Below are 22,455 nucleotides of genomic sequence, written 5' to 3' on the forward strand. Positions count from 1 at the left end.
TTGCGCTATCTCTGTGGCAGGATTGTGAATAGAGTGTCAACAAGCAACGGGGCAACCCCCTTCAATCAAATGCAACAACAGGAATCACCCATGAGCAAAGTATTAGTTTTGAAATCCAGTATTCTGGCAGGGTACTCTCAGTCTGGTCAGCTGTCTGATTACTTCGTTGAACAGTGGCGTGAACAGCATTCTGCTGACGAAATCACCGTGCGTGACCTTGCTGCAAACCCAATTCCTGTGCTGGATGGCGAGCTGGTTGGCGCGCTGCGCCCAAGCGATGCACCGCTGTCTCCACGCCAGCAGGAAGCCCTGGCCCTGTCCGACGAGCTGATTGCTGAACTGCAGGCACATGACGTTATCGTCATCAACGCCCCAATGTACAACTTCAACATCCCAACCCAGCTGAAGAACTACTTCGACCTGGTGGCGCGCGCTGGCGTAACCTTCCGTTACACCGAGAACGGCCCTGAAGGTCTGGTGAAAGGCAAGCGTGCGATCGTACTGACCAGCCGTGGCGGTATCCATAAAGACACCCCAACCGACCTGGTTGCGCCGTACCTGAGCCTGTTCCTGGGCTTCATCGGCATCACTGACGTGAACTTCGTGTTCGCGGAAGGTATCGCTTACGGTCCTGAAGTGGCGACCAAAGCGCAGACCGACGCGAAAGCCGCCATCGACAGCCTGGTTGCAGCGTAAGACTTCACCCTCTCACCGCCCGGTGGGAGGGTTTTTCTTTTCCCCCGCATTTCGCTATCATCCGCTCCCACTCTCCAGCCGGGCGGCCTGATGTCTGCGATCATTGATTCTTTTATTGCTCCACCGTGTCACGATGACATTCAGGTCCTCTGGCAGGATGAACATCTGCTGCTGATCGATAAGCCTTCCGGCCTGCTCAGCCTCTCGGGCAAAAATCCGCAAAACCTTGATTCCGTCCATTATCGTCTGGTTCAGACGTTCCCGGGCTGCACGCTGGTGCACCGTCTGGATTTTGGTACGTCCGGGCTGATGGTAGTTGCGCGCAATAAGGCCATTAACGCGGCACTGTGCCAGCAGTTTAGCCAGCGCAGCGTGGAGAAAGTCTACAGCGCCCTGCTTTGCGGCCACGTGGAAAATGATGAAGGGGTTATTGATGCGCCGATTGCCAAAGACCCGGCGCTGTTCCCGCTGATGTCGATCTGCGCCATTACCGGTAAACCCGCCCGCTCCCGCTACCAGGTTGTGGAACGGTTTTATCAGGGGGCGGGATTACCGTTAACGCGGGTGAAACTGATCCCGGAGACCGGGCGAACCCATCAGCTGCGTATTCACTGCCAGCAGCTGGGACACCCGATTCTGGGCTGCGATCTGTATGGCGGTCTTGACGTGCCGGGTGCTGAGGAAACGCCCCGGCTGATGCTGCATGCCTGCGAGCTGAATTTTATTCATCCCGTGAGCGGCGAGCCGTTTAACGCCCGTCACGCCGCCCCGTTCTGAACGCGGTTTACCACATCAAATCGTCAGGGATTTTGAAGTCCGCGTACGGATCGTCTTCGTCCTGCTCTTCCTGGCTGAGCGCGCTGTTTAACACGATGCTGTCGGCATCGCGCTGGGCAATTTTATCGGCCACCACTGCCGGAATGATCGCGTAGTCGCAGTCACCGTTAGCATTGAGAACCAGGCGCGCAATCGCCAGACGGCCGTTGATCAGCTGGGTCTGCGTTTGCTTATCGACTTCAATCTTTTTAATCAGCGTACCGTCGGTAAAGTTAAAGGTGATGTTACCTTTCGCCACGGTGATGCGGTTCATCTCAATCAGCTGCTTCACCTGCGCCTTAAACTCTTTCGCCAGCACGGCCTGCTTCTGCTGCTCGCTCAGCAGCTTATCACGCTCGATCTGCGCCTTCTTGTTCTCTTCTACCGCTTCCCGAGCCTCACGCGCCTGAACGCGTGATTTCTTTGCCGTACGCTGCACTTTCGCCGCTTTCTTGCTGCTGACGAGGCCCGCTTTCAGCATCTGCTCTTGTAAGGTGAGTTTTGTCATGATTGTTTCTAAACCGGTTGGAAATTTTGGGGATTATAGCGGGAATTGCAGAGCGTGTGCCAGAGAAGTAGGCATGGCGTTTTGCTGCCGGAGTCTGGTTCATTCTTCATGCAGCTTCTACGAATGGTAATGCGTGAATAGTGGTTAAAAATCACCAGGTCATTTTCTTAAAAAATGAGCCGTTCATAAATATGATGTGAGGTTTATATCTGTACCCACTACAGGCGTTGGCATATTCATAGCGCATTTCAGGAGACTGTAATTTACATTTTTTGTCTGCTTCTATTCATGATCAGCACTGAATTGTTGAATATTCACTGTGTTCATCGGTTGATTTTTAAACTGTCGAGGCGGAGAATCCACACAAAAATAAAGGATAAGGATTTCAGATGTTTCGACTCTACAGGTCACATGAATTAACACGGCGATTAGACCCTGAAGATTTTCAATATATTCTGACGCCTGCGGGCTCGCTGAGAGAGGCATGTATTTATTACGATCTCTCTTATGAAGCGAACGGTCACAGTCTTACTTTTGGTCTCCCCAAGAAAAAATATAGCGTATCCCCACATCAAAGACCGTATGAACGCAGGTATCGCAGCGGCGCAGATCCCATTTATGACGAAGTAAAACACGAGCTGAAAATTGGTTGGCTTGTTGGTGTGGATACCTCCAGGCGCTGGAGCAGTGACCGGAACCCGTTTTATATCGACAATAACGGCGAGCTAATTTTCACCCCTACTTCCTCATCGTGGCATGCATGGTATAAGGACGAAATCCTGAGTGCCTACCGGCACGTTATTGCCGATCGGCAAGGCAGGAAGCCCGCTCCTACTCAACGGATGCATTATGATTATTACGCGCCAACCACTGCACCGTCGGAGAAAACGCTGAACAGTAAAGCTGTGGGTCGTCTGCTCGCCGCGGGTGGTATTTATAACGGCAATATTACAGGGTTTCATGAAACCGCGCTGCAGCTTGGCGGAGATGCTCCAGCAGGTTATGAGCAAGTCATGAACAAGAAAGGGTTATTCATTGCGAGCGCCTCCGTTGCAGCAGGATTAACAATGGGCAGGTTAAATCCTTTAAGCGAAATAGATGAAATATCGGGGCTCAGTAAAATACCAGCACTTGAGAGCCCATATGTAAAAGGTTTCACCTCTCAGAGCGGCACACTAGTGAATGCTGAACACGCGATTGTCGACCCGAAAAAACTCGCGGCTTATGCTTTAGATTCAACACATCCTACCGGAGGACACAAAGCCCGAGTGTTTGAGTCAGCGCTGGGATACAACCCAACTAATGCAGATGTTTTAGCCGCAAGAATTCAGGACGGCGTATTATTGGCCCCAGCAAAAGTTTTGCAGGCAAATAGTTACGGTCAAACAATGGCTGTCGAAATGCCCATTTTAGGCGTCAACGGTGAAACAGCGATCGTGCGTACTGGCTGGATGTATGAAACAGACGCGTTAGTTCCTCGCCTGACAACCCTATTCGTTAAATGAGAAAATACAAATGAAAAGAGCCGAATTAGACGTTGTGGTTTTAGGAGAGGATTTACCGAATGAAGGGCTGGTAAAAGGGACTATTGGTACGATTGTTATGGTGTTCAATACCCCGACGCTGGCCTATCTTGTCGAGTTTTGCGACGAAGAAGGAAGAACAATAGCAATGCCTGCTTTGCTTCCCGCTCAGTTGAAGAGTTATTTCACCCCAAATATCCTTAAAACATTGCTGGTTGACAATAATTTCCCCGTAGCCAACCCAGTAGATCCAGACGTAATAGCAGATTTGATGCGCAACGCCGCCCCTGCTGAATGGGATGCTCAGAGGAGAACAGTTTACGAGGATATCCAACGCCTGATGATTAACCGGCTTGACTACTCTGGTATGTTCGAAATCATGGATGGACTTGAGTATAACGGTTTGACGCTGTACAGCCTGGCGCAGGCGAAAAACGGTGAACCCGTATGGTCGAATATCTACATTCGAAACGTTGAAATACGTGACAACGACATCTATGTTGATCCAAACCTTACTGACAAGGTACTCATTGGTGAAGATGCTATGTCCGTGTTTGCCTACAACTTCAAAGATGACTGTTTCGAGATCCGTGATAAGGCATCGACCGAATTTGCCATTGAATCTCATGTTAACTTCAGTGAATTGTTGTCCTCGCTGATTGATATAATGAACTGAAATCCGCAACATCCATTGCTGGTTGTAATTGCAACCAGCCTATTTCTTCCCAGCGCCGCCCGAACAATCACGAAGCAGATAACCATCGCAGTCCGTTCATGAACTTCCCTCATGTTGCATTGAAATTAAGTCACTTCCCCTGCGCCGCGGGCTCAGGCATAAATTATGCATTGGTAACTTCTTAGCAACATGAACTTAGGATGCATAACCACAATGAGCAAAGCTTTCACATATACCCTTAAGCGCAGTTGCTTCGATGAGAATTACAACCCGTCAGAAAATACGCGTACGACCACCAACTTCGCCAACCTGGCGCGCGGGGAAAAGCGTCAGGAGAACCTGCGCAATACCCTGGTGATGATCAACAACCGCTTTAACGCTTTAGCTCGCTGGGATAACCCAAACGCCGATCGCTATGCGGTTGAGCTTGAAATCATCTCTGTCGATTTGAATATTGGCGCGGAAAAACCGTTCCCGGCCATTGAGATACTGCAAACCACCATTGTCGACAAGAAAAACAACCAGCGTATCCCTGGCATCGTCGGGAATAACTTCTCGTCTTACGTGCGGGATTATGATTTCAGCGTCCTGCTGCTGGAGCACAACAAGAACCAGCAGCACTTCAGCATTCCGGAAAAATTTGGCGAACTGCACGGCAATATCTTCCGCCATTTTGTGAGTTCACCGGAATACAAAGAGAACTTCACAAAAGGACCGGTGATTTGCCTGAGCGTCTCCAGCAAAGATACCTATCGCCGCACCGGTAATCAGCACCCCGTGCTGGGCGTTGAGTATCAGCCGGATGGCGAATCGCTCACGGAACAGTACTTCGCGAAGATGGGCCTGAGCGTGCGCTACTTCATGCCGGAACACAGCGTGGCGCCGTTCGCGTTCTTCTTTACCGGGGATTTGCTGAGTGATTACACCGACCTCGAACTGATCGCCACCATCAGCACGATGGAGACGTTCCAGAAGATCTATCGCCCGGAAATTTATAACGCCAACTCGGCGGCCGGACTGTGCTACCGACCGGATCTGAACCAGCAGGATCACTCATTAACCAAAATTGTGTATGACCGGGAAGAGCGAAGCCGTCTGGCGATTGAACAGGGTAGATTTACCGAAGAGTACTTCATTAAGCCTTACAAACACATTCTTGAGCAGTGGTCTGATAACTACACGCTTTAATACATCAAAAAAGGTCTTTTATTATGAAAACATTGCTCCCGACTTCAACGGCTGGCAGCCTGCCAAAGCCGACCTGGCTTGCGCAACCTGAAACGCTATGGTCACCCTGGAAATTGCAGGATCAGGAACTGCTGGCGGGCAAGCAGGATGCGCTGCGCCTGTCTCTGGATGAGCAGATCCGTGCGGGAATCGATATCGTCAGCGACGGGGAACAGACCCGCCAGCATTTCGTCACCACCTTTATTGAACACCTGAGCGGCGTCGATTTTGAGAACCGCCAGACGGTGCGCATTCGTAACCGCTATGACGCGAGCGTGCCAACCGTGGTCTCCGCCGTCGCGCGCCAGAAACCGGTCTTCGTCGACGATGCAAAGTACCTGCGCCAGCTCACGGACAAGCCGATCAAATGGGCTCTGCCGGGGCCAATGACCATGATCGACACCCTGTACGACGCGCACTATAAAAGCCGAGAAAAGCTGGCCTGGGAATTCGCCAAAATCCTCAACCAGGAAGCGCGAGAGCTAGAGGCCGCAGGCGTGGATATTATCCAGTTCGATGAACCGGCGTTTAACGTCTTTTTTGATGAGGTCAATGACTGGGGCATCGCCGCGCTGGAGCGCGCCATTGAAGGGCTGAAGTGCGAGACCGCGGTCCACATCTGCTACGGCTACGGCATCAAGGCCAATACCGACTGGAAAAAGACGCTCGGATCCGAGTGGCGCCAGTACGAAGAGGCCTTCCCTAAGCTGCAGACCTCTAACATCGACATCATCTCCCTGGAGTGCCACAACTCTCGCGTGCCGATGGATCTGCTTGAGCTGATCCGCGGCAAAAAAGTGATGGTTGGCGCGATTGACGTAGCAACCAACACGGTTGAAACGCCGGAGGAAGTGGCCGATACGCTGCGTAAAGCGCTGCAGTTTGTCGATGCCGACAAGCTGTATCCGTCAACCAACTGCGGCATGGCTCCCCTCTCCCGTCAGGTTGCCAACGGCAAGCTGAGAGCACTCAGCGCTGGCGCTGAGATTATCCGCAAAGAGCTTGGGGCGTAATCCCCTTACCTTTGCCAGTAAAGCGGCGTACCAAAACGCTCGACGTAATAATCAATCACCGCCCTGACGTTCAGGGGCGGATGTCGGGCATCAGGGTAGATCGCCGCGATCGCCTGCTGTTCCGTATTGATGGCACACTCCAGTGTGGGCAGGAGCGGAATCAGCTCACCGCGCTGAAGCGGCTCGCTCACCAGCCAGTCCGGGAACAGCACAATCCCCATCCCGCCCCGCGCCGCAGCCAGCAGCGCTTCCGCATTATTCGAGGTCATCAATGGCGTCACGGGATAGTGTATCCACGCCTCGCCCGCTCTGCGCAACAGCCAGCGGTTAGGCCCTGACGATCCGCGATAGACAAGACAGTGATGCCGATTCAGATCGTCCGGCCCTTCAGGCGCACCGTGTCTACGCACGTAATCTGGCGACGCGGCCAGATGATACACCTGCTGCCCGAACACCCGCGCCCGAAACGAGGAGTCCGTCAGTACGCCAATGCGGAAGATAAGGTCTGCCGCATCCCGGTGGGGGTCAATGAAATCATCGGTCAGCGTCAGCTCTACGCTCAGGCGAGGATAGCGTTCCGACAGGCCGGGAAGACCTGGGGCTATGTGTTTCTGGCCGAAAAACACCGGTCCGTTAATGCGGATCGCACCGGACGGTTCCACCGCCCGCGCGTCCAGCTCCCGGCGCGCCTCTTCCAGGTTTTCCGCCATTGACCGGGCGTAGCGAATAAACAAATGACCGCTTTCCGTGGGAATGACGGCCCGCGTATTGCGATAGAAAAGCTGCTGCCCGAGCGCATCCTCAAGCTGGCGGATCACGCGCGATATCTGCGAGGCCGATATCCCCTGCCGCCGCGCCACGACGGAGAAGTTCTGCGCTTCATACACGTCGATAAAGATCAGCAGCGCGCGGATGTTGATGTTGCTGGCGTCAACCATTAATGCATTTCTCGCAAAGGTGTTTACTGCATTATGGCATTTTTCTCATTGAACAACCCACGTAATCTTCTTCGCCTGAAAACGGAGGAAGAAGAATGCAGTTTGTTTTGATTTTACTGGTGATTGCTGGCGGGATGGGCCTATCCGTCGAGGCGGGCCTGTTGGGACCGCTGGGGGGAAAGGTCGGGGATTTATGGGCGACGTTCAGCATTTTTGGCGTCGGCGCCGCGCTAACGTTTCTGCTGATGCTGTTTTTCAGCCCGCGCAACAGCCCGTCGTTTTTCGCACAGCCCGGCTGGCAGCTGCTCGGCGGCGTGCTCGGTCCGGTATACGTAGTCATCCTGACCGTGGCGACACCCACCATCGGCATCGCCATGACCATGATTGGCATTCTGGCCGGCCAGGTCTTTAAAAGCCTGATCATTGATCATTATGGTCTGCTGGGTTCGCCGCACAGGAAGATAAACGCAAAGCGCATTATTGCACTGGGGTTCATTATTGCGGCACTGGTTCTGGTCGCGCAGGGGTAACGTATGACACTGATTATGATTCTTCTGGCCGTCTGCGGCGGCGCAACGCTGAGCATTCAGGCTGCCATTAACGGCCAGCTAGGCAGCAGCGTGGGGGTATTTAAAAGCGCGTTTCTGACCTTCTCCGTCGGCGCGCTGGTGACCGCCCTGCTGATTTTCTTCTTTGAGCCTAAGCAGGCCGTCAGCCTGCTGGATGTACCGAAATGGCAGCTTCTCGGGGCAATGTTTGGCGTGCCTTATATTGTGATTATGGTCGTGGCGGTGCAGCGCATCGGTACCGCCGTCGCCACGGTGGCGGTGATCTTTGGCCAGCTCGCCATGAGCATGTTGATTGATCACTTTGGCTGGCTGGGTAACCCCGCCATTTCGTTTTCAACGAGTCGTCTGGGGGCGGTAGTCTGCCTGGGGATTGCGCTTGTCTTTATTTACTCGGGTAGTAAAACCCGTTCTGCCGGGGCATGACATCACACCTTGCGGACACAGCGTAGACACGAAACAGTTCCCTCGCCCCTTTGGGGAGAAGGTTAGGGTGAGGGGGAACATACGGCTGTAGTGGTCATTCCGTTCACTTTATGTTCCTTGCTACTCTGTAACGACATGACCTGTGAACGTGCCAGGGTGGCTCAATCGCCACCACCCTGGCGACCCGGGCTCCCGGCGGTAAATCGCCGCTTCGCGGTCCCTTCGGCTTATTCCTTCCGGCTTATCGGGGACGGGCGGAGGTAACATCCCTGTAAAGCCCGCTCTCTCGGCGCATCCCTGCGCCTCGCCCCGGCCTGCAGGAAACGCCTCAGCGATTTACAGCCGGACCAGGTCATCGCTGCAAAATAATCATGTCATTTAAAAAATCCGAATCGCTTCTGGTTACAAATTGAGTGGGGATCCCTTATCCCTTGGTGAAAAACAACGTCACCGTGGCGACGGTGACGCCCAGTTTCTTCATCTCGGTTTTATTAAACAGATGGTTCTCATCCTGCAGGTACATCCAGTCGTCAAAGTTCAGTAGCCAGGTGCTGCCGTTGGCCTTCACGTTCATGCTGTAATGCCAGTTGAACGCGTTGCCTGCGGCCTGCCCCGTCGCTACCCCTTCGATATCCCCCGCCGTGCCCTCGTAGCTATCGTTCCCCAGGCGCCGGATATGCCAGATCCGCTGCTGCTTCTCGCCGTCGTCGTAAACGAAGTGCTCGTTCAGGGTCAGCGTATCGCCGATAACGTCCCCGGCAATCTCAACGTGAAAACGTCGGATCTGCTTGCCGCTGCGATCCTGCACCATCCCCCACGCTTCGGTTTTGCCCTGGAAGAAGTGGAAGATATCCAGCCGCGGCTGCTGGTGGCGGTACTCGGTCACCTCTGTGCTACAACCCGCCAGCAGCATCGTTAATGCCAGCACCATCATCAGGAAACGTTTCATTTTTGGCCTCCGATTAACTGCTGACGCAGCTCAGGATATTGCGTACGAGGAGCCAGCCAGATGGCCAGAAAACGGGTACTGAACGCTTCTGACTGGCGTGGTCCCAGAGGAATAAAGGTTTTCTGAAGGGTCGGATCGCGGTACCAGAACTGCCCCTGCTGGTCATCAAGGACAAACGCCAGCTGTGAGCCCGGTCGAACATCCGGCCACAGCGACCGGAGCATCCGCAGCCAGGCTTCGCTTTGCGGTTCCTGCGCCAGGATCCCCTGCGCCTGCCACTGGTCGCGGGTCGCCTCGACCAGCTCATCGCGATCGATGTCGCGCGCATAGGTAATTATCAGCGCCTGATCCTGGTTCTCCCGACCGTAACGCCCATCCGGCGTACGCAGTTGGGAGGTGTAGACGGTGAACGGCCCCCAGGTGAGCGTGGCATCGCCCACCTTACGCCACGCCAGCCAGTCGGCGGCCTGAGCCGCAGGCATCGCGATCAGCCAAAGCAGCAAAATCGCAGCTCTCATTTTTGTCTCCCCATCAGCAGGTGGAAAAACAGCATCAACACCAGCCAACCCGGCGCCATCCAGCTGACGACGATAAAAGTCGGCTCCAGAAATGTGATGGCATCCAGCCGCTCGCCAATCAGATACGCCACCGGGCCACCCACGGCGGCCAGCAGGGTCAGCAGCCAGCCGGGCAACGTGGTGGTGCGCGTAAGCTGCGTCCAGACGGTGGCGAACATCAGCCACAATGCCACCATCCATAGCGGCATCAGGGAGTCGCCCGTGAAGGCTATCAGTCCCGTCAGCGCCCAGAGCGTATCCAGCAAACTGCCTGCCGCGGCCAGCCCGATGGCGTAAAAACGGTATACAGACGGCAAGAGCAGGCACGCCAGGATCGCCAGCGCGAGCCAGATAATCAGGCCCTTTTCGCGAAAGAGCACCACCAGCGCCCAGTAAAGATCGAACGCGACGGCCAGCAGAAAGACCTGAAGATATCGTTTCATACGCGCTCGGCGGTCAGCTGCACCACACTGATGGTGCGGGCGTTAAACCCGGCTTCGCAGTAGCCAAAGTAGTACAGCCACATGCGACGAAACCGCTCATCAAAGCCGAGCTTTTCAATCTCCTGCCAGGCGTGGACAAAGCGCTGTCGCCAGTGCGCCAGCGTGCGGGCGTAGTCCGGCCCCATGTCGAACAGATTGCGCACCACGAAATCGGTGTGGCGCGTCATCAGATCGTTCATCGCGGTGATGCTCGGCAGAAAACCGCCGGGGAAAATGTAGCGCTGGATAAAATCGACGCTTTTGCTGTAGTCGCGATAGCGCTGGTCCTGAATGGTGATGGCCTGAATCGCCATGCGTCCTCCCGGGCGCAGCCGCGCCTGGCAGGTACGGAAGAATGTGGGCAGATAGCGCTGCCCGACGGCTTCAATCATCTCTATCGAGACCAGCTTGTCGTACTGCCCGGTGAGGTCGCGATAGTCGCAGAGCAGCACCTCGACCCGATCCTGCAGTCCGGCGCGGGCAATCCGCTCGGTCGCCCAGACGTATTGTTCCTGCGATAGCGTGGTGGTGGTCACCCGACAGCCATAATGGCGGGCCGCGTATTCCGCCATCGCCCCCCAGCCAGTGCCAATTTCCAGCAGATGATCGCCCGGCTTCAGCGTCAGCTGTTCGCACAGACGCGCCATTTTGGCCTGCTGGGCCGCCGTGAGATCCTGCTCGTCCTCCGTAAACAAGGCGCTGGAATAGAGCAGCTCCTTGTCCAGAAAATGGGAATAGAAGGTGTTACCCAGATCGTAATGGGCGGCAATATTTTCACGCGCCTGCGCGCGGGAGTTTCGTCGCGTCCAGTGCCGTAGCCGCTCCAGCGGCCTGCCGAACAGACGGAACCCGTTTTCCAGACGGCCAAGCACCTCGCCGTTGAGCGCCAGAAGTTCCAGTAGCGGCGTAAGGTGCGTAGTTTCCCATTCGCCGTCCATCCAGGCTTCTGCCGCGGCAAGACTCCCGCCCGTTAAGACACGCCAGTAGACGCCGGGCGTCAGGATCTGTACGTCGGCATGCAGCGCGGAGGATGACTCACCAAAATGAAAGGTCTGCGCCCCTTCCCGCAGCGTGAGCGAGCCGCCGCGGATACCGCTTAACAGACGAAAAAGCAGCCAGCGCGCAAAGCGCACGTTGCGCGGGATATCGGGTTCTAACGCAAAGACGGGATCGGTCATGAGCGTTCACTCCTGCTGACGGGATGGTTATACAGCGGCACGCGCTTGAGCCACAGGCGCAGCGCCTGCCAGTAAATGGCGAAAACGGTTTTCAGGGTCATAAGCGGGATGCGCAGAAGCAGCGAACGCAGCGCGGGGCGCGTCAGAGGCTCCCGGCGCAGCGCCAGCGTGGCGTCGAACACCTTCGCTTCCTGATGATTTTCAATGTGCATATGCAGCGTGTTATCCGGGTCGTTGAAGCGCCAGTGGTAGATCATGTCCATCGGGTTGAAGGGGGAAACGTGAAACGCTTTTTCCGTGGGCTGGGCATGTTGCCCGTCGACCGCGTAATAATGACGCTCGTTCCACGGCGTGTTGCGGACCTCCGCCAGCAGCCAGCGCAGGATTCCCCTCCCGTCATAGCAGTAGTAAAAGTTGACCGGATTGAAATGGAACCCGAAATAGCGCAGCTGCGTCAGGAGCATGACCCGCCCGTCCGGACGTTCCCCGGTCAGGCTCTCCAGCCTGCTCAGCACGTTCTCTTTGAGCGGCGTGCCGAGCGGATAGTCCGCGTCATGGAAAGAGGCGGCAGCAAAGCGATTGCGCCGCACGCCGACGGACGCGAGCAGCGGCAGCTCATCGAGATCCAGCCAGGCCATAAACACGCTGTAGCGAAATTCATGGGTTTTCGGCTGCAGGCGGCGGTGGCGTAATACGCCGTGGTAAAGGCAGCTGTTCATCTCAGTTCCCCTCCCCGGCCGCTATCGCATTGACCACGTCCAGCGCGCTGCGCACCCCGTCCTCATGAAAACCGTTGTACCAGTAGGCTCCGCAGAACCAGCTCCGCCGGTTGCCGTTGATCTCGCCGCGCCGCGCCTGCGCCCGCCAGCTTTGCGGGTTAAACAGCGGATGCTCATAAACGAAGCGTTGCAGAACGAAGCGCTCATCCACCGGCGCGTCCGGGTTCAGGGTGACGCAGAACAGCGGGCTGCCCGCAGGCAGCCCCTGCAGGATATTCATGTTGTAGGTGACACAGGCGCTGGCCTGCGCCTGCTCGCTCAGGCGGTAGTTCCAGCTCGCCCAGGCGCGCGGCCGCACCGGCAGCCAGCGCGGGTCGCTGTGCAACACAACCTCGTTGCGCTGCCAGCCGATATCGCCCAGCACCTCGCGCTCTGCGGTGGTCGGGTCGTCAAGCATGGCCAGCGCCTGAGCGGAGTGGCAGGCAAATATCACCTGATCGAAGGTATGGCTGCCGTTTTCGAGCTGGAGCGTGACCCCGCGCTCGTGGCGGATCACCCGCTGAACCGGCGAATTGAGATGCAGCGTCAGCCGATCCCCCAATTTGTCCCGCATCGCGCGGATATACTCCCGCGAGCCGCCCGGCACCACGTACCACTGCGGGCGATGGGTGATATCCAGCAGACCGTGGTTTTGGAAGAAACGTAAAAAGAGCGGCAGCGGGAAGCGCGTCATCTCCTGCAGCGACGATGACCAGATGGCGGCCCCCATCGGCAGAATGTAGTGGCGCGCAAAAAACGGCGTGAAGCCGTGCTGGTCCAGAAACGTCTGCAGCGTGGCGTTCGGATCCACTTCCCCGTCCAGCGCCTGTTTTGCCAGGCGGTTAAAGCGTACGATCTCGCCCAGTAGCCGCCAGAATGCCGGATTCACCAGGTTTCGACGCTGGGCAAACAGCGACGTCAGCGTGTGGCCGTTGTACTCAAACCCCGTCGCGGGGTCGTGCACCGAAAAGCTCATCTGCGTTTTTTGCCCGCTGATGCCCAGCTCGCTGAGCAGGCCCATAAAGCGCGGGTAGGTACGGTCGTTGTAGACGATAAACCCGGTATCGATCGCGTATGTACCCTGTGGCGTCGTCACGTCAACCGTTGCGGTATGGCCGCCCGGCGTGGATCCCGCTTCAAACAGGGTCACCTGATGGTGTCCGGCCAGGCGCCAGGCGCAGGTCAGCCCGGCAATGCCGCTGCCGATAATCGCAATGTTCATGAACGCACCATCCTGCGCAGCAGCGTGCGCTGAAGAAACGCAGGCAGCCCGCAGAGCAGCCGCAAAATGAAGCCAAACCCGGACGGAAACGCGATGTGCATTTTCCCAGCCGCCAGTCCGATACGGATCGCCTTGACCGCCTCGTCGACGGTTACTCTGCCCGGCATGGCAAAATCGTTTTTTTGCGTCAGGGGCGTATCGACAAAGCCCGGAGAGACAACCGTGACGGCAATCCCTTTTGGCTCCCAGTCCAGGCGCAGGCTCTCGGCAAACCAGCTCAGCGCCGCTTTGGACGCGCCGTAGGCCTCTGCACGCGGGAAGGGAAGCCAGTGCGCCATCGAACTCACCAGCACCACACGGTTACCGGCAACCAGCTGCGATTGTAGCGCCTCAAGGCAGTTCACCGGCCCAAGGAAATTGGTGTTCATGACCCGCTCCACCAGCGCCGCATCCACCACGCCACCGTCGAGGTATTCGCAGGTACCCGCGCAGAGAATGATCAGGTCGGCGTAGCTGCCGGTCAGCGCCTGGCGACAGGCGTCCCTGTCCGTCATATCGAACAGGCGCACGGTGAGATTGGGGCAAATCTGATGCAGCGCTTCCAGACGCGCCGGATCGCGCCCGCAGGCAATCACATGGTAGCCGTCAGCAGAGAAGGATTTCGCCAGCCCGGCGCCAATCCCCGAGCTTGCGCCGGTAATCAACACCGTCTTCATGATTTTACCCTCCGCTTCACGCCGCGAACCGCCCAGCCCAGCAGAGGAAGATGTTCGTAGATCATCTCTCCCGCATCGTAGTAATCCCGCTGGCGCGTGATGAGATCGTTTTCCGTCTCCACCACTGAGCATCCCGGCAGGTCGAGCGGTTCGCCTCCGGCAATGCGCGGATGCGACCAGTGCATCACCCAGGTGACAACAAACCGGTTCCCGCTGCAGAGCGGCGGATCGATAGAAAAACGGCAGTTCTCGACGTTGGCCAGCAGATGGGTGAAATAGCGCTGAAGCGCAAAGATACCGTTGTGCTCACCGAAGGGATCGATAAGCGTGGCATTCGAATGATAAAGCCCCGCCAGCGCGGACGGCGGCTGGCTATCCAGTGCGGCGTAGTACTCGACAAACCGACTCACGACAGAGGGCAAAGTGCTCATGGGTCACATCCTGGCTGTAAACAACGTGGCGTAATCGCATAATTAAAACTTACACAATTAACGTTATTTGTCCAAGTTTGTGCAAATTTATTTTTTATTACTCATAAATATCAATAAGTTGAAATATCATTCGTTTGAAGGTTTTTAGGCCGGGTAAGGCGTAGCCGCCACCCGGCTTTCACTCACTTTCAGGTTATCCTTAAGGCAAATTCAGCGGTCATCTTCCAAGCTTATCCTTTTTATTCATAAGGATGCCTGACATGAAACGTTTCTTTCTCTCCCTATTCTCAAGCCCGGAATCCTTACTGCAGGTGATGAGTCAGCAGGAAATTATTGAAGCCGTGGAAGATGGCGACCGCATCATCATCGACCAGGACGGGAACGCCTCGGTGAACTACAAGAGCAACGAGGTGCGGCAGGACTTTCTGCGTCACGTTAACGCGCTGAAGAGGGCCTGATATGGGAACGGCGATATTTATGGTGCTGATGGTCTGCGGGTACTGGTACACCAGTCGCGACCTGTCGACCCGCTTTAAAATCAAGCGTTCCTTCGGTTGGGATGTCTATTTTCTCGTTGCGCTTTACGGCTGTATTTTCGTTCTGCAGGGGGTGATTGCCACGGGGTTGCTCTGGCTGCTGCTGCTTAGCCTTTCCGCCGCCAACAACGCTTTTCACTTTGCCTCACCGAAATACACCGACTGGCAAATCGACTTTATGAACTGGAGTTTTTTAGGCATTCAGGCGCCGGTGGTGGTGATGCTGGCGTTTGCCATCCTGTTTTGTCTCTACCGGTCTAACTGGGCAGGCAGCGCCAGGCTGGACGGCGAGAGTCGGAAAAAGCTCTACAAACGGCTTGCGCAGGCGAGCGGGATCGAGCAACTGCTCTATCAATGTATGGAGCAAGGCGAGCTGGCGCAGGTCACGCTCCGCTCGAGGCGGATATACGTGGGTATGATCCACACCGCGACGCTGGAATATGAAAAAACGGCCAATATCGTGCTGATCCCGATGTTGAGCGGGTACCGGGACGAGAAGACGATGAACCTGCGCATCGAGAATAATTACAGCCGGTGGTACGCCGAGCATGACATTACGCTCGACTCGGAACCCCGCAGCGCCATGTCATTCCGCAAGGTGATTTTACTCAATCAAATTGAGAGCATCTCGCTGTTCGATCCCGCCAGCGCCAGCGCGCTGTCGCTGGCACAGCGGGATGAGAGCCCTGGCCCTAAAGAGACATCCCCATAATTCTGAGTATGCTCTGCTGTGAGGCTGTTTCAAAAAGTACGTTCTTAATGCAGAGCATGCCCTGCTTCTGGTAGAACCGGTACGCTCCTCCGTTCTGCTCAAGCACTTCCAGCCAGAGATAGTCCTTTCCCCTGCTCCGGGCCATGTCGATAATTTTATTGAACATGTCCTGACCATAGTTCTTGCCGGTCTCGGCAGGATCGAGGTAGAGCTTGTTGAGGAGAACGCCCCTCTTGTCCGTTTCTGGAAGCATGGCGTCCCAGGTCACTTTCATGAATCCCACAGGCCGATCGGTCTCTGCAACATACCAGGAAACAGCGTTATCTTTCAGGCTCTGTTCAAGTACAGAAACGGCATACTCGCCGTCCAGAAAGGCCTTCATCTCGGCGTCTGATACCCACAGATGCTGAAAATGGGCGGGGTATATGCGGTATCCAAGTTCGCATACGAGCGCAGAATCGGCCCCGCTGGCCTGTCGAATTCGAAGAGTCATGGAAGGTATCCCTGGTCATCACCCGCGTTGGGCATGTTGATAGAGGTCCCAGCGGTTGCCGTAAATATCTTCAAACACCACCACCATACCGTACTCTTCCTCACGAGGTTCTTCACAAAAATGAACGCCTTTTGCTTTCATGGCATGGTAATCGCGCCAAAAATCATCCGTCTGAAGGAACAGGAAAACTCGGCCACCGCATTGATTACCGATAAAACCTTCCTGCCTCTCGTTAGACGCACGAGCCAGCAAAATATTGCAGTCGCTTTCCGGGTTGGGTGAGACGACTACCCAGCGTTTACCCGGTTGGGGCGTATCCTCTACAAGGGTAAAACCCAGCTTGTCGGTGTAGTATTCAATGGCACGATCGTAGTCATCAACCACAATAGCCACGCAGCCGAGGCATCGTTTCTGTGTTCTCATTTCCGTTACCTTTACTCTAAATGGTTATGCTCAGCGCTTTTCCACTGAATACGCGCACATAAAAACAGCGATCGCATGCGTAACCCGACGAGCAATTTCTTCATCAGATAAGCTTTTTCTGGCGCCAAGCTTTATCTCAAGGCTTGTCATCCCGAGCCATAACCCGGCCAGGTCGTCAGCTGCTTCGCGCGGGGAGCACGCGATCAGTAAGCCCTTTTCAACGGCTTCACCGATAATTGTCTCCAGCATCTGCTGCGCCCTGCCGGGACCTGCCGCATAAAAACGCGCGGGTAACTCCGGATGACGAATAGCGGCGGAGGCAATCAAGCGGTCCCAGCCCGTCAGCTCGCGCTGGTTGATGAAGCGGACAAAACGGTTGCCAAACGCGGTTAAGACCTCGGTCAACGACAGATGATGCCGCTCGGAAAAATCACTGTCACTGATGGTCAGATCCGATTCCTTACGGAGTACGGCCTCAACAAGCAGATCTTTATCCGCGAAATTGGCATAAAGCGTGGCTTTTGCCACCCCGGCAACGCGGGCAATTTCTTCCGTCGTGACATCGAGGCCTTTCTCGAGAAACAGGCTTCTTGCGGCCTGCAGTATCGCCTGCTCCTTTGACGGATCTTTTGGGCGGCCTTTCTGCCGAACCTTTTCTCTCATCGTTTACGACCTGACAAAAGCATGCTCATCATGAGCCCCCCGATAACGGTTATGTGTTCAAGCGCGATATGAAACTCCTGGGTGCGCTGGGGCTCGCTAAATTTCCAGAATGGATGCCCCACCGGAATGGTGAGTAATGTAAACACAATCAGCATTGCCGATCCAATCCATCCGTAGCCCGCAAAATTCGAAATCACCAGAGCAGAGCCTACAAGCTGACAGAGAATGGTGCCTGTCGCGAATAAGACGGGCCAGGGGAGACCCACGTCCACCATTTCCAGCACAATCTCTCCAAAGTTGAACAACCCGTAAAAGCCTGCCATCCAGAAGAAAAAGGTCAGTAAAATTCTTGAAAGACAGAGTGTTGTGATAGATTACGTGATTTTTGACACTGAATTATCTCTTTGATCATTTAAAAGACTGGTGAGTCTACTTATTAATTAAAAGACCGACAAGTCTGATAAGTGCGATCAACGCCCTGACACACCAAAACGGGTGGGTGAAAATCAGTGTGAGAACGCGCTAGTCTGCCTCTGGTGAATGGATGGTGAGCGATGAAGACATATGGAAATTATTTTGATGCGCCACGGCGAACCCGAATACAGGGGCGCGGGAAAGGTGTCGTACAGGGAAATGGTGGGATGGATCGACAGCTATAACCGCTCTTCAACGGGCCGCGACAGACCTTCGGAGATGGCTCAAATCCTCGCGTGCCGCGCGCTGACGTTTCTCAGCAGCCCTCTCCCGCGAGCCCTTTCATCATTGAAATCGCTGGGGTGTGAACCGGGCTTAATCGATGAGGTTTTTCGGGAAGCAGAGCTGCCGGTGTTACGTATTCCGGGGTTACGGCTATCGCCTTTTTACTGGACAGCGCTGTTTCGCGTTCTTTGGCTCTGCGGCCTGTCTGGCGAGTCAGAGCGCGTAAGCGCCGCAAAAGAACGTGCCGTTAAGGCGGCAGAAATCCTGGTGAATGTAGCGAAGGACTCTGACGGCCCCGTCTTGCTCATGGGGCACGGGGTCATCAACCGGTTCATTGCAAAAGAACTGATCGCATCAGGCTGGAAAGAACAGACTCGTCCGGGTAAGGGGTACTGGGGAGCGGGGGTTTACAGCATTGTATAGCGGCACATGCTGAGGCCGAGGATTGTTCATCCTCGGCGCACGCCAGCCGACTGTTATTCGCAAATGTTGAATGCACCTGTCAGCCATCGTCTGGAGGACTAAGGGGGGATCCTCGCTAGCCCCCGATTAAGTCTGCCAGCGCCCTCTTCAACGACGTGATGACCTCATCCGTCTCCATGCCCATCTGCGCATGAATAATGGCACCGTCAATGAGCAGCATGATTTCATTGACGACGCGCTCATCCGCGATGGTCGTCAGCGACGCAATAATATTTTTTGTTTCGATTTTATGATCGCGGCATATCGCTTTTATTTCGCTTTCAATATCTTCGGATTTGGCTTCGGCGCTGGCATTAATAAACGCGCAGCCGTGGAACTCGGGCGAAACAAACCATTCACAGAGCGTTGCAGAAATCGCATCAGCAGGTATTTCGCCTTCATCGAGATGTCGGCGCAGCGTGGATTCAAACCAGTTAATCCATATTTCATGCCGATAGTGCAAATAGGCGAGAATAAGTAAACTTTTGCTCGGAAAATGGCGATAAAACGTCACCTTCGTCACTTTCGATTCTTTAATCAGCGTATCCACCCCCGTCGCCCTGAAGCCCGTGGAATAAAACAGATCGTGCGCCGTGAGTAATATTTTATCCCGGACGCTAATTTTTGTTTCGTTGCCTGCGTGTTCGGTTTTCATTTTTTCGACAGCCTCAAAAAGGGTGTTGACAGCGTTATTTTTCAGGCATAGATTACCCCAAGTAGACAGACCTGTCTACATAAAATCACACTGAGGTAAGCGCCATGAACACACGTCCTCCTTTACCGCCCTTCACCCGTGAAAGCGCCATCGAAAAAGTCAGGCTGGCAGAAGATGGCTGGAACAGTCGCGACCCGGCGAAAGTCGCGCTGGCCTATACGCTGGATACCCAATGGCGCAACCGCGCAGAGTTCGCCACCAACCGTGAAGAGGCCCGGGCGTTTCTGGAGCGGAAATGGAAAAAAGAGCTGGATTATCGTCTGATTAAAGAGCTGTGGGCCTTTACGGATAACCGCATCGCGGTCCGCTATGCCTATGAATGGCATGATGATTCAGGCAACTGGTTCCGCTCGTACGGCAACGAAAACTGGGAATTCGCCCCAGACGGCTTGATGAAGCGCCGTTTTGCCTGCGTAAACGATATGCCGATAAAAGAATCCGAGCGACTGTTTCACTGGCCGCTGGGCAGACGCCCGGACGATCACCCGTCGCTGAGCGATCTGGGCTTATAGGATTTTTACATCACTCCGGGGCGCCCCGGAGTGATGGGTTTAGAGTGCGCCCAGCTGTTTCATCAGCGTCAGGTTGTCCTCAATATGCCAGTTTGCCACAATTTTACCGTCGCGGACTTCATAAATATCCGTAGCGATGAAATCTATTTTCTGCCCTTTTCCTTTCAGCTTGCCAAATGTCCCGGTGAATGTGCCGTAAAAATGCAAATGCGAAACCACGCGAGTGCCTGAAATAATCATCTGTTCAACGTCACAGCGTAAGTCCGGCACGGCGGCACGAAACGCCCGGGAGGCTAAAATAGCGCCTTCAGGCCCTTGCTTACGACCTTCCGGGGGCGTTTTATCGATGAAATTCACCGCCAGCGCATCACGCGCCAGGGATTCTTCTCCCGTATTCCAGAACGTTGCATATTCTCTGGCAACGGCTTCATTCGCCCTTAATTTCGCCTGGGGTAAGCTCTTATCAACAATAAGCTGTTTCGGCTGAAGCCATTCCAGCTGCGCCGAAAATGCGGTGCCGGACAGACCGGCAAGAATAAGCATCGCCACAGCTGGACGAAAACACGTCGTATATTTCATGATGTCTCTCAACAGAGTATTACGTTACCCGCAGACGATTTCCTGCGGTTCAAACCGGTGGGGGTTCAGTTAATTAACGCCCCGCCCTCAATATCAATGACCGACCCCGTGACAAAGGGATTGTCCATGGCGAAAAGATATCCTTGCGCGATGTCCTCCGCCCTTCCCCAGGCTTTGGCTGGCAGGGTTTCCGCCGCGCCGGCGAGCATTTTTTCCCGCGCGGCGGCGTCCATCCCCGCATACGCTTCCGTGTCGGTCAGCCCCGGACTCACGACGTTGACGCGCAGCGGGGAAAGCTCCTTCGCCAGCACTTTTGTCGCGGCCTCAATGGCGGCATTCATCGTGGTTTTTACGATGGCGCCCGCCACGGTGCGGCGCGCCACAAAGCCGCTGGTGAAGGTCAGCGTACCGCGGGGAGCGATGTTCCCGCTGAGATAGCGGGCGACATTGAGGCTTCCCCAGAATTTTGTATCAAAGGCATGTCTTGCCGCACGGAGATCCAGTCCGGAAAGGAGTCCGCCCGGCGCCTGTGAACCCGCCGTGACGACGATATTATTGACCTCGCCCAGCGTTTCACTGAGCGCAACAAGCTCTGCCTCACGGCTGATATCGAGCACGAGAGTGGTAACAGACGCGGCATGAGCGCTCAGTCGTTGCCGTGCAGCGTCCAGTTTCGCGCTGTCGCGCCCAGCAAGCATAATCTCCTCGCCGCGCCCGGCAAGCAGGGTGCCCACGGCGAAACCGATGCCGGAAGCGCCGCCGATAATTAAGGTTTTACGGGTCATAACGTTTCCTCCTGCAGGGTGTACGTTGGGTAATCGGTATAGCCCGTGGCGGTCCCGCCAAACAGCGTGGCGGGGTCGCGCACCTGGGCCAGCGGCAAGCGGTGCGACAGCCGGTGAGGCAAATCCGGGTTGGCAATAAACGGTCGTCCGAAGGCAATCAAATCGGCATAGCCCGCCGCCAGAATTTCTTCGGCTTTGGCAAGGTCATAGTTGCCCGCGACGATCAGCGTTCCGCTGAAGGTCTCGCGAAGGGATTGACGGAAACGCTCGGGTATCTGCGGCGCGTCGTCCCAGTCGGCTTCCGCCAGGTGGATGAACGCAATCCCCTTTTGTTCGCACCAGGCCGCAAGCGCGAGTATGGCTTCAGAGACCTGTGGGTCGTTCATCCCGCGCTGGGTAATAAACGGCGAAAGACGGATGCCCGTACGGTCGTGACCAATGGCTTCGGCAATCGCGCTTAACACTTCCTGGGCGAAGCGGATCCGGTTCGCCAGCGTGCCGCCGTACTCGTCCGTGCGTTTGTTGGAGGTTTGGCGCAGGAACTGGTCGATCAGATAGCCGTTTCCACCGTGGATCTCCACACCATCAAACCCGGCCTGGACGGCATTCAAAGCGGCCTGGCGATAGTCCGCGACGATGTTCTGAATGTCCTTGCGTGAGAGCGTTCTCGGCCGCGGGCAGTCAACCATCTCGCCTTCCCCACGCTCATTCACCACCCACACCTGCGCGTCTGGCGCAAGGGCAGACGGGGCGACGGGCTGACCGTCCGGGTGAAAGCTGGCGTGCGACATTCGTCCAACGTGCCAGAGCTGAGAAAAAATGACGCCGCCCGCCTGATGCACGGCCCCCGTCGTGAGCTGCCATCCTGAAACCTGCTCCGGCGAATGGATGCCGGGCGTCCAGGAGTATCCCTGACCCTGAGGCGAGATCTGCGTGGCTTCGGTGATGATTAACCCCGCGCTGGCCCGCTGCCGGTAATACTCGGCCATCAGCGCGGAGGGAATGTTGCCCGGCTGAAGGGAGCGCGCGCGGGTCATCGGTGCCATGACGATACGATTTTTCAGCTCTAACTGACCCAGCCTGTAACGTTCAAAGAGTGAGGTAGGTTTCATGTTTTCATCCCTTATGGTTTGGATGAAATAACTTTACAGTCGGCATCTTATTTTGATAATTACGCTAAAAATAGATGCACTT

At 55.5% G+C, this 22,455-nt stretch carries 30 protein-coding genes; 12 read left to right on the forward strand and 18 right to left on the reverse strand.

Annotated elements, in window-relative coordinates; all coding sequences use genetic code 11:
• Positions 1 to 90 precede the first annotated feature (90 nt).
• The gene (gene azoR / locus BFG58_RS03710; protein ID WP_008502313.1) at positions 91 to 696 is read left to right on the forward strand and encodes an FMN-dependent NADH-azoreductase; all 606 of its coding nucleotides are present in this window, start codon (positions 91 to 93) and stop codon (positions 694 to 696) included.
• Between the two features lie 90 nt (positions 697 to 786).
• Complete coding sequence (locus tag BFG58_RS03715; protein WP_069719269.1) at positions 787 to 1,473, forward strand: RluA family pseudouridine synthase; 687 nt, start codon at positions 787 to 789, stop codon at positions 1,471 to 1,473.
• Between the two features lie 7 nt (positions 1,474 to 1,480).
• Here BFG58_RS03715 and BFG58_RS03720 read toward each other — a convergent pair whose 3' ends face one another.
• Entirely contained in the window at positions 1,481 to 2,020 is a 540-nt protein-coding gene (locus tag BFG58_RS03720) for a DUF2058 domain-containing protein (protein WP_008502315.1), read from the reverse strand.
• A 389-nt stretch (positions 2,021 to 2,409) separates the two neighbouring features.
• Between BFG58_RS03720 and BFG58_RS03725 the strand changes: the two genes are divergently transcribed.
• The 4 genes from BFG58_RS03725 to BFG58_RS03740 all read left to right on the forward strand — a co-directional run bounded on the left by BFG58_RS03725 (position 2,410) and on the right by BFG58_RS03740 (position 6,459).
• Complete coding sequence (locus BFG58_RS03725; RefSeq protein ID WP_069719270.1) at positions 2,410 to 3,525, forward strand: DUF6883 domain-containing protein; 1,116 nt, start codon at positions 2,410 to 2,412, stop codon at positions 3,523 to 3,525.
• Between the two features lie 10 nt (positions 3,526 to 3,535).
• A complete protein-coding gene (locus BFG58_RS03730) occupies positions 3,536 to 4,219 on the forward strand; it encodes a YrhA family protein (RefSeq protein WP_069719271.1) in 684 nt (227 codons plus the stop codon).
• A 213-nt stretch (positions 4,220 to 4,432) separates the two neighbouring features.
• Positions 4,433 to 5,407, forward strand: coding sequence for a DUF1852 domain-containing protein (locus tag BFG58_RS03735; RefSeq protein ID WP_023292484.1), 975 nt, complete (start codon positions 4,433 to 4,435; stop codon positions 5,405 to 5,407).
• A 23-nt stretch (positions 5,408 to 5,430) separates the two neighbouring features.
• The gene (locus tag BFG58_RS03740; protein WP_048030571.1) at positions 5,431 to 6,459 is read left to right on the forward strand and encodes a methionine synthase; all 1,029 of its coding nucleotides are present in this window, start codon (positions 5,431 to 5,433) and stop codon (positions 6,457 to 6,459) included.
• Between the two features lie 5 nt (positions 6,460 to 6,464).
• On the opposite strand, the gene BFG58_RS03745 is transcribed toward BFG58_RS03740, so the two are convergent.
• The gene (locus BFG58_RS03745) at positions 6,465 to 7,397 is read right to left on the reverse strand and encodes a LysR family transcriptional regulator (protein WP_069719272.1); all 933 of its coding nucleotides are present in this window, start codon (positions 7,395 to 7,397) and stop codon (positions 6,465 to 6,467) included.
• A 95-nt stretch (positions 7,398 to 7,492) separates the two neighbouring features.
• Between BFG58_RS03745 and BFG58_RS03750 the strand changes: the two genes are divergently transcribed.
• Positions 7,493 to 7,927, forward strand: a complete 435-nt coding sequence (locus BFG58_RS03750; protein WP_045910475.1) for a DMT family transporter — start codon at positions 7,493 to 7,495, stop codon at positions 7,925 to 7,927.
• A 3-nt stretch (positions 7,928 to 7,930) separates the two neighbouring features.
• A complete protein-coding gene (locus BFG58_RS03755; RefSeq protein ID WP_048030576.1) occupies positions 7,931 to 8,389 on the forward strand; it encodes a DMT family transporter in 459 nt (152 codons plus the stop codon).
• A 424-nt stretch (positions 8,390 to 8,813) separates the two neighbouring features.
• Here the strand turns inward: BFG58_RS03755 and BFG58_RS03760 are convergent, their stop codons facing one another.
• The 8 genes from BFG58_RS03760 to BFG58_RS03795 are packed head-to-tail and all read right to left on the reverse strand — an operon-like array spanning position 8,814 to position 14,682.
• On the reverse strand, positions 8,814 to 9,338 hold the full coding sequence (locus BFG58_RS03760; RefSeq protein WP_069719273.1) for a DUF3833 domain-containing protein: 525 nt from the start codon (positions 9,336 to 9,338) through the stop codon (positions 8,814 to 8,816).
• Complete coding sequence (locus BFG58_RS03765) at positions 9,335 to 9,856, reverse strand: hypothetical protein (protein WP_048030580.1); 522 nt, start codon at positions 9,854 to 9,856, stop codon at positions 9,335 to 9,337. The genes BFG58_RS03760 and BFG58_RS03765 overlap by 4 nt, the downstream gene beginning before the upstream one ends.
• Positions 9,853 to 10,338, reverse strand: a complete 486-nt coding sequence (locus BFG58_RS03770) for a DUF2878 domain-containing protein (RefSeq protein WP_069719274.1) — start codon at positions 10,336 to 10,338, stop codon at positions 9,853 to 9,855. Before BFG58_RS03770 ends, BFG58_RS03765 begins: the two co-directional genes overlap by 4 nt.
• Positions 10,335 to 11,555 (reverse strand): cyclopropane-fatty-acyl-phospholipid synthase family protein, encoded by a 1,221-nt coding sequence (locus tag BFG58_RS03775; RefSeq protein WP_069719275.1) that lies wholly within the window; start codon positions 11,553 to 11,555, stop codon positions 10,335 to 10,337. Before BFG58_RS03775 ends, BFG58_RS03770 begins: the two co-directional genes overlap by 4 nt.
• Entirely contained in the window at positions 11,552 to 12,274 is a 723-nt protein-coding gene (locus tag BFG58_RS03780; RefSeq protein ID WP_069719276.1) for a DUF1365 domain-containing protein, read from the reverse strand. Before BFG58_RS03780 ends, BFG58_RS03775 begins: the two co-directional genes overlap by 4 nt.
• A gap of 1 nt (position 12,275) precedes the next feature.
• On the reverse strand, positions 12,276 to 13,535 hold the full coding sequence (locus tag BFG58_RS03785; RefSeq protein ID WP_069719277.1) for an NAD(P)/FAD-dependent oxidoreductase: 1,260 nt from the start codon (positions 13,533 to 13,535) through the stop codon (positions 12,276 to 12,278).
• Positions 13,532 to 14,251, reverse strand: coding sequence for an SDR family NAD(P)-dependent oxidoreductase (locus BFG58_RS03790; RefSeq protein ID WP_069719278.1), 720 nt, complete (start codon positions 14,249 to 14,251; stop codon positions 13,532 to 13,534). The genes BFG58_RS03785 and BFG58_RS03790 overlap by 4 nt, the downstream gene beginning before the upstream one ends.
• On the reverse strand, positions 14,248 to 14,682 hold the full coding sequence (locus tag BFG58_RS03795; protein ID WP_045910466.1) for a nuclear transport factor 2 family protein: 435 nt from the start codon (positions 14,680 to 14,682) through the stop codon (positions 14,248 to 14,250). The genes BFG58_RS03790 and BFG58_RS03795 overlap by 4 nt, the downstream gene beginning before the upstream one ends.
• Before the next feature lie 260 nt (positions 14,683 to 14,942).
• Here BFG58_RS03795 and BFG58_RS03800 point away from each other — a divergent pair, with 260 nt between their 5' ends.
• Positions 14,943 to 15,140, forward strand: coding sequence for a hypothetical protein (locus BFG58_RS03800; protein ID WP_008502331.1), 198 nt, complete (start codon positions 14,943 to 14,945; stop codon positions 15,138 to 15,140).
• A gap of 1 nt (position 15,141) precedes the next feature.
• A complete protein-coding gene (locus BFG58_RS03805; RefSeq protein WP_045910465.1) occupies positions 15,142 to 15,930 on the forward strand; it encodes a hypothetical protein in 789 nt (262 codons plus the stop codon).
• On the opposite strand, the gene BFG58_RS03810 is transcribed toward BFG58_RS03805, so the two are convergent.
• Genes BFG58_RS03810 through BFG58_RS03825 form a run of 4 tightly spaced genes read right to left on the reverse strand, consistent with a single transcriptional unit; the run spans position 15,911 to position 17,880 of the window.
• Positions 15,911 to 16,423 (reverse strand): GNAT family N-acetyltransferase, encoded by a 513-nt coding sequence (locus BFG58_RS03810; RefSeq protein ID WP_069719279.1) that lies wholly within the window; start codon positions 16,421 to 16,423, stop codon positions 15,911 to 15,913. The two genes, BFG58_RS03805 and BFG58_RS03810, sit on opposite strands and share 20 nt — an antisense overlap.
• A gap of 18 nt (positions 16,424 to 16,441) precedes the next feature.
• Complete coding sequence (locus BFG58_RS03815; RefSeq protein ID WP_028015889.1) at positions 16,442 to 16,846, reverse strand: VOC family protein; 405 nt, start codon at positions 16,844 to 16,846, stop codon at positions 16,442 to 16,444.
• Positions 16,847 to 16,876: 30 nt separating this feature from the next.
• Entirely contained in the window at positions 16,877 to 17,509 is a 633-nt protein-coding gene (locus tag BFG58_RS03820) for a TetR/AcrR family transcriptional regulator (protein WP_021241367.1), read from the reverse strand.
• Entirely contained in the window at positions 17,506 to 17,880 is a 375-nt protein-coding gene (locus BFG58_RS03825; protein WP_254665193.1) for a DoxX family protein, read from the reverse strand. The genes BFG58_RS03820 and BFG58_RS03825 overlap by 4 nt, the downstream gene beginning before the upstream one ends.
• Positions 17,881 to 18,073: 193 nt before the next feature.
• On the opposite strand from BFG58_RS03825, the gene BFG58_RS03830 reads away from it, so the two are divergent.
• Complete coding sequence (locus tag BFG58_RS03830; RefSeq protein ID WP_254665185.1) at positions 18,074 to 18,631, forward strand: histidine phosphatase family protein; 558 nt, start codon at positions 18,074 to 18,076, stop codon at positions 18,629 to 18,631.
• A gap of 115 nt (positions 18,632 to 18,746) precedes the next feature.
• Here BFG58_RS03830 and BFG58_RS03835 read toward each other — a convergent pair whose 3' ends face one another.
• Positions 18,747 to 19,325: a TetR/AcrR family transcriptional regulator gene (locus tag BFG58_RS03835; protein ID WP_069719280.1), complete on the reverse strand. Its 579-nt coding sequence runs from the start codon at positions 19,323 to 19,325 to the stop codon at positions 18,747 to 18,749.
• A gap of 104 nt (positions 19,326 to 19,429) precedes the next feature.
• On the opposite strand from BFG58_RS03835, the gene BFG58_RS03840 reads away from it, so the two are divergent.
• Complete coding sequence (locus tag BFG58_RS03840) at positions 19,430 to 19,897, forward strand: nuclear transport factor 2 family protein (RefSeq protein ID WP_032674724.1); 468 nt, start codon at positions 19,430 to 19,432, stop codon at positions 19,895 to 19,897.
• A gap of 39 nt (positions 19,898 to 19,936) precedes the next feature.
• On the opposite strand, the gene BFG58_RS03845 is transcribed toward BFG58_RS03840, so the two are convergent.
• The 3 genes from BFG58_RS03845 to BFG58_RS03855 form a co-directional block, all read right to left on the reverse strand.
• Positions 19,937 to 20,476: an ester cyclase gene (locus tag BFG58_RS03845; RefSeq protein ID WP_069719281.1), complete on the reverse strand. Its 540-nt coding sequence runs from the start codon at positions 20,474 to 20,476 to the stop codon at positions 19,937 to 19,939.
• A gap of 65 nt (positions 20,477 to 20,541) precedes the next feature.
• The gene (locus BFG58_RS03850) at positions 20,542 to 21,261 is read right to left on the reverse strand and encodes an SDR family oxidoreductase (RefSeq protein ID WP_069719282.1); all 720 of its coding nucleotides are present in this window, start codon (positions 21,259 to 21,261) and stop codon (positions 20,542 to 20,544) included.
• On the reverse strand, positions 21,258 to 22,373 hold the full coding sequence (locus tag BFG58_RS03855) for an alkene reductase (RefSeq protein ID WP_069719283.1): 1,116 nt from the start codon (positions 22,371 to 22,373) through the stop codon (positions 21,258 to 21,260). The genes BFG58_RS03850 and BFG58_RS03855 overlap by 4 nt, the downstream gene beginning before the upstream one ends.
• Positions 22,374 to 22,455: the final 82 nt, after the last annotated feature.

The organism is Enterobacter sp. ku-bf2 (assembly GCF_001742765.1).
Classification (GTDB): domain Bacteria; phylum Pseudomonadota; class Gammaproteobacteria; order Enterobacterales; family Enterobacteriaceae; genus Enterobacter; species Enterobacter quasiroggenkampii.

Bases quoted from the DNA above. Each gene is read 5' to 3' on its own strand.
- BFG58_RS03785 (WP_069719277.1), bottom strand. From the start codon at position 13,535: ATGAACATTGCGATTATCGGCAGCGGCATTGCCGGGCTGACCTGCGCC.
- BFG58_RS03735 (WP_023292484.1), top strand. From the start codon at position 4,433: ATGAGCAAAGCTTTCACATATACCCTTAAGCGCAGTTGCTTCGATGAG.
- BFG58_RS03755 (WP_048030576.1), top strand. From the start codon at position 7,931: ATGACACTGATTATGATTCTTCTGGCCGTCTGCGGCGGCGCAACGCTG.
- BFG58_RS03725 (WP_069719270.1), top strand. From the start codon at position 2,410: ATGTTTCGACTCTACAGGTCACATGAATTAACACGGCGATTAGACCCT.
- BFG58_RS03820 (WP_021241367.1), bottom strand. From the start codon at position 17,509: ATGAGAGAAAAGGTTCGGCAGAAAGGCCGCCCAAAAGATCCGTCAAAG.
- BFG58_RS03770 (WP_069719274.1), bottom strand. From the start codon at position 10,338: ATGAAACGATATCTTCAGGTCTTTCTGCTGGCCGTCGCGTTCGATCTT.
- BFG58_RS03795 (WP_045910466.1), bottom strand. From the start codon at position 14,682: ATGAGCACTTTGCCCTCTGTCGTGAGTCGGTTTGTCGAGTACTACGCC.
- BFG58_RS03805 (WP_045910465.1), top strand. From the start codon at position 15,142: ATGGGAACGGCGATATTTATGGTGCTGATGGTCTGCGGGTACTGGTAC.
- BFG58_RS03720 (WP_008502315.1), bottom strand. From the start codon at position 2,020: ATGACAAAACTCACCTTACAAGAGCAGATGCTGAAAGCGGGCCTCGTC.
- BFG58_RS03810 (WP_069719279.1), bottom strand. From the start codon at position 16,423: ATGACTCTTCGAATTCGACAGGCCAGCGGGGCCGATTCTGCGCTCGTA.
- BFG58_RS03730 (WP_069719271.1), top strand. From the start codon at position 3,536: ATGAAAAGAGCCGAATTAGACGTTGTGGTTTTAGGAGAGGATTTACCG.
- BFG58_RS03845 (WP_069719281.1), bottom strand. From the start codon at position 20,476: ATGAAATATACGACGTGTTTTCGTCCAGCTGTGGCGATGCTTATTCTT.
- BFG58_RS03775 (WP_069719275.1), bottom strand. From the start codon at position 11,555: ATGACCGATCCCGTCTTTGCGTTAGAACCCGATATCCCGCGCAACGTG.
- BFG58_RS03855 (WP_069719283.1), bottom strand. From the start codon at position 22,373: ATGAAACCTACCTCACTCTTTGAACGTTACAGGCTGGGTCAGTTAGAG.
- BFG58_RS03760 (WP_069719273.1), bottom strand. From the start codon at position 9,338: ATGAAACGTTTCCTGATGATGGTGCTGGCATTAACGATGCTGCTGGCG.
- BFG58_RS03815 (WP_028015889.1), bottom strand. From the start codon at position 16,846: ATGAGAACACAGAAACGATGCCTCGGCTGCGTGGCTATTGTGGTTGAT.
- BFG58_RS03750 (WP_045910475.1), top strand. From the start codon at position 7,493: ATGCAGTTTGTTTTGATTTTACTGGTGATTGCTGGCGGGATGGGCCTA.
- BFG58_RS03835 (WP_069719280.1), bottom strand. From the start codon at position 19,325: ATGAAAACCGAACACGCAGGCAACGAAACAAAAATTAGCGTCCGGGAT.
- BFG58_RS03780 (WP_069719276.1), bottom strand. From the start codon at position 12,274: ATGAACAGCTGCCTTTACCACGGCGTATTACGCCACCGCCGCCTGCAG.
- BFG58_RS03840 (WP_032674724.1), top strand. From the start codon at position 19,430: ATGAACACACGTCCTCCTTTACCGCCCTTCACCCGTGAAAGCGCCATC.
- BFG58_RS03765 (WP_048030580.1), bottom strand. From the start codon at position 9,856: ATGAGAGCTGCGATTTTGCTGCTTTGGCTGATCGCGATGCCTGCGGCT.
- BFG58_RS03790 (WP_069719278.1), bottom strand. From the start codon at position 14,251: ATGAAGACGGTGTTGATTACCGGCGCAAGCTCGGGGATTGGCGCCGGG.
- BFG58_RS03830 (WP_254665185.1), top strand. From the start codon at position 18,074: ATGGAAATTATTTTGATGCGCCACGGCGAACCCGAATACAGGGGCGCG.
- BFG58_RS03800 (WP_008502331.1), top strand. From the start codon at position 14,943: ATGAAACGTTTCTTTCTCTCCCTATTCTCAAGCCCGGAATCCTTACTG.
- BFG58_RS03850 (WP_069719282.1), bottom strand. From the start codon at position 21,261: ATGACCCGTAAAACCTTAATTATCGGCGGCGCTTCCGGCATCGGTTTC.
- azoR (WP_008502313.1), top strand. From the start codon at position 91: ATGAGCAAAGTATTAGTTTTGAAATCCAGTATTCTGGCAGGGTACTCT.
- BFG58_RS03745 (WP_069719272.1), bottom strand. From the start codon at position 7,397: ATGGTTGACGCCAGCAACATCAACATCCGCGCGCTGCTGATCTTTATC.
- BFG58_RS03740 (WP_048030571.1), top strand. From the start codon at position 5,431: ATGAAAACATTGCTCCCGACTTCAACGGCTGGCAGCCTGCCAAAGCCG.
- BFG58_RS03715 (WP_069719269.1), top strand. From the start codon at position 787: ATGTCTGCGATCATTGATTCTTTTATTGCTCCACCGTGTCACGATGAC.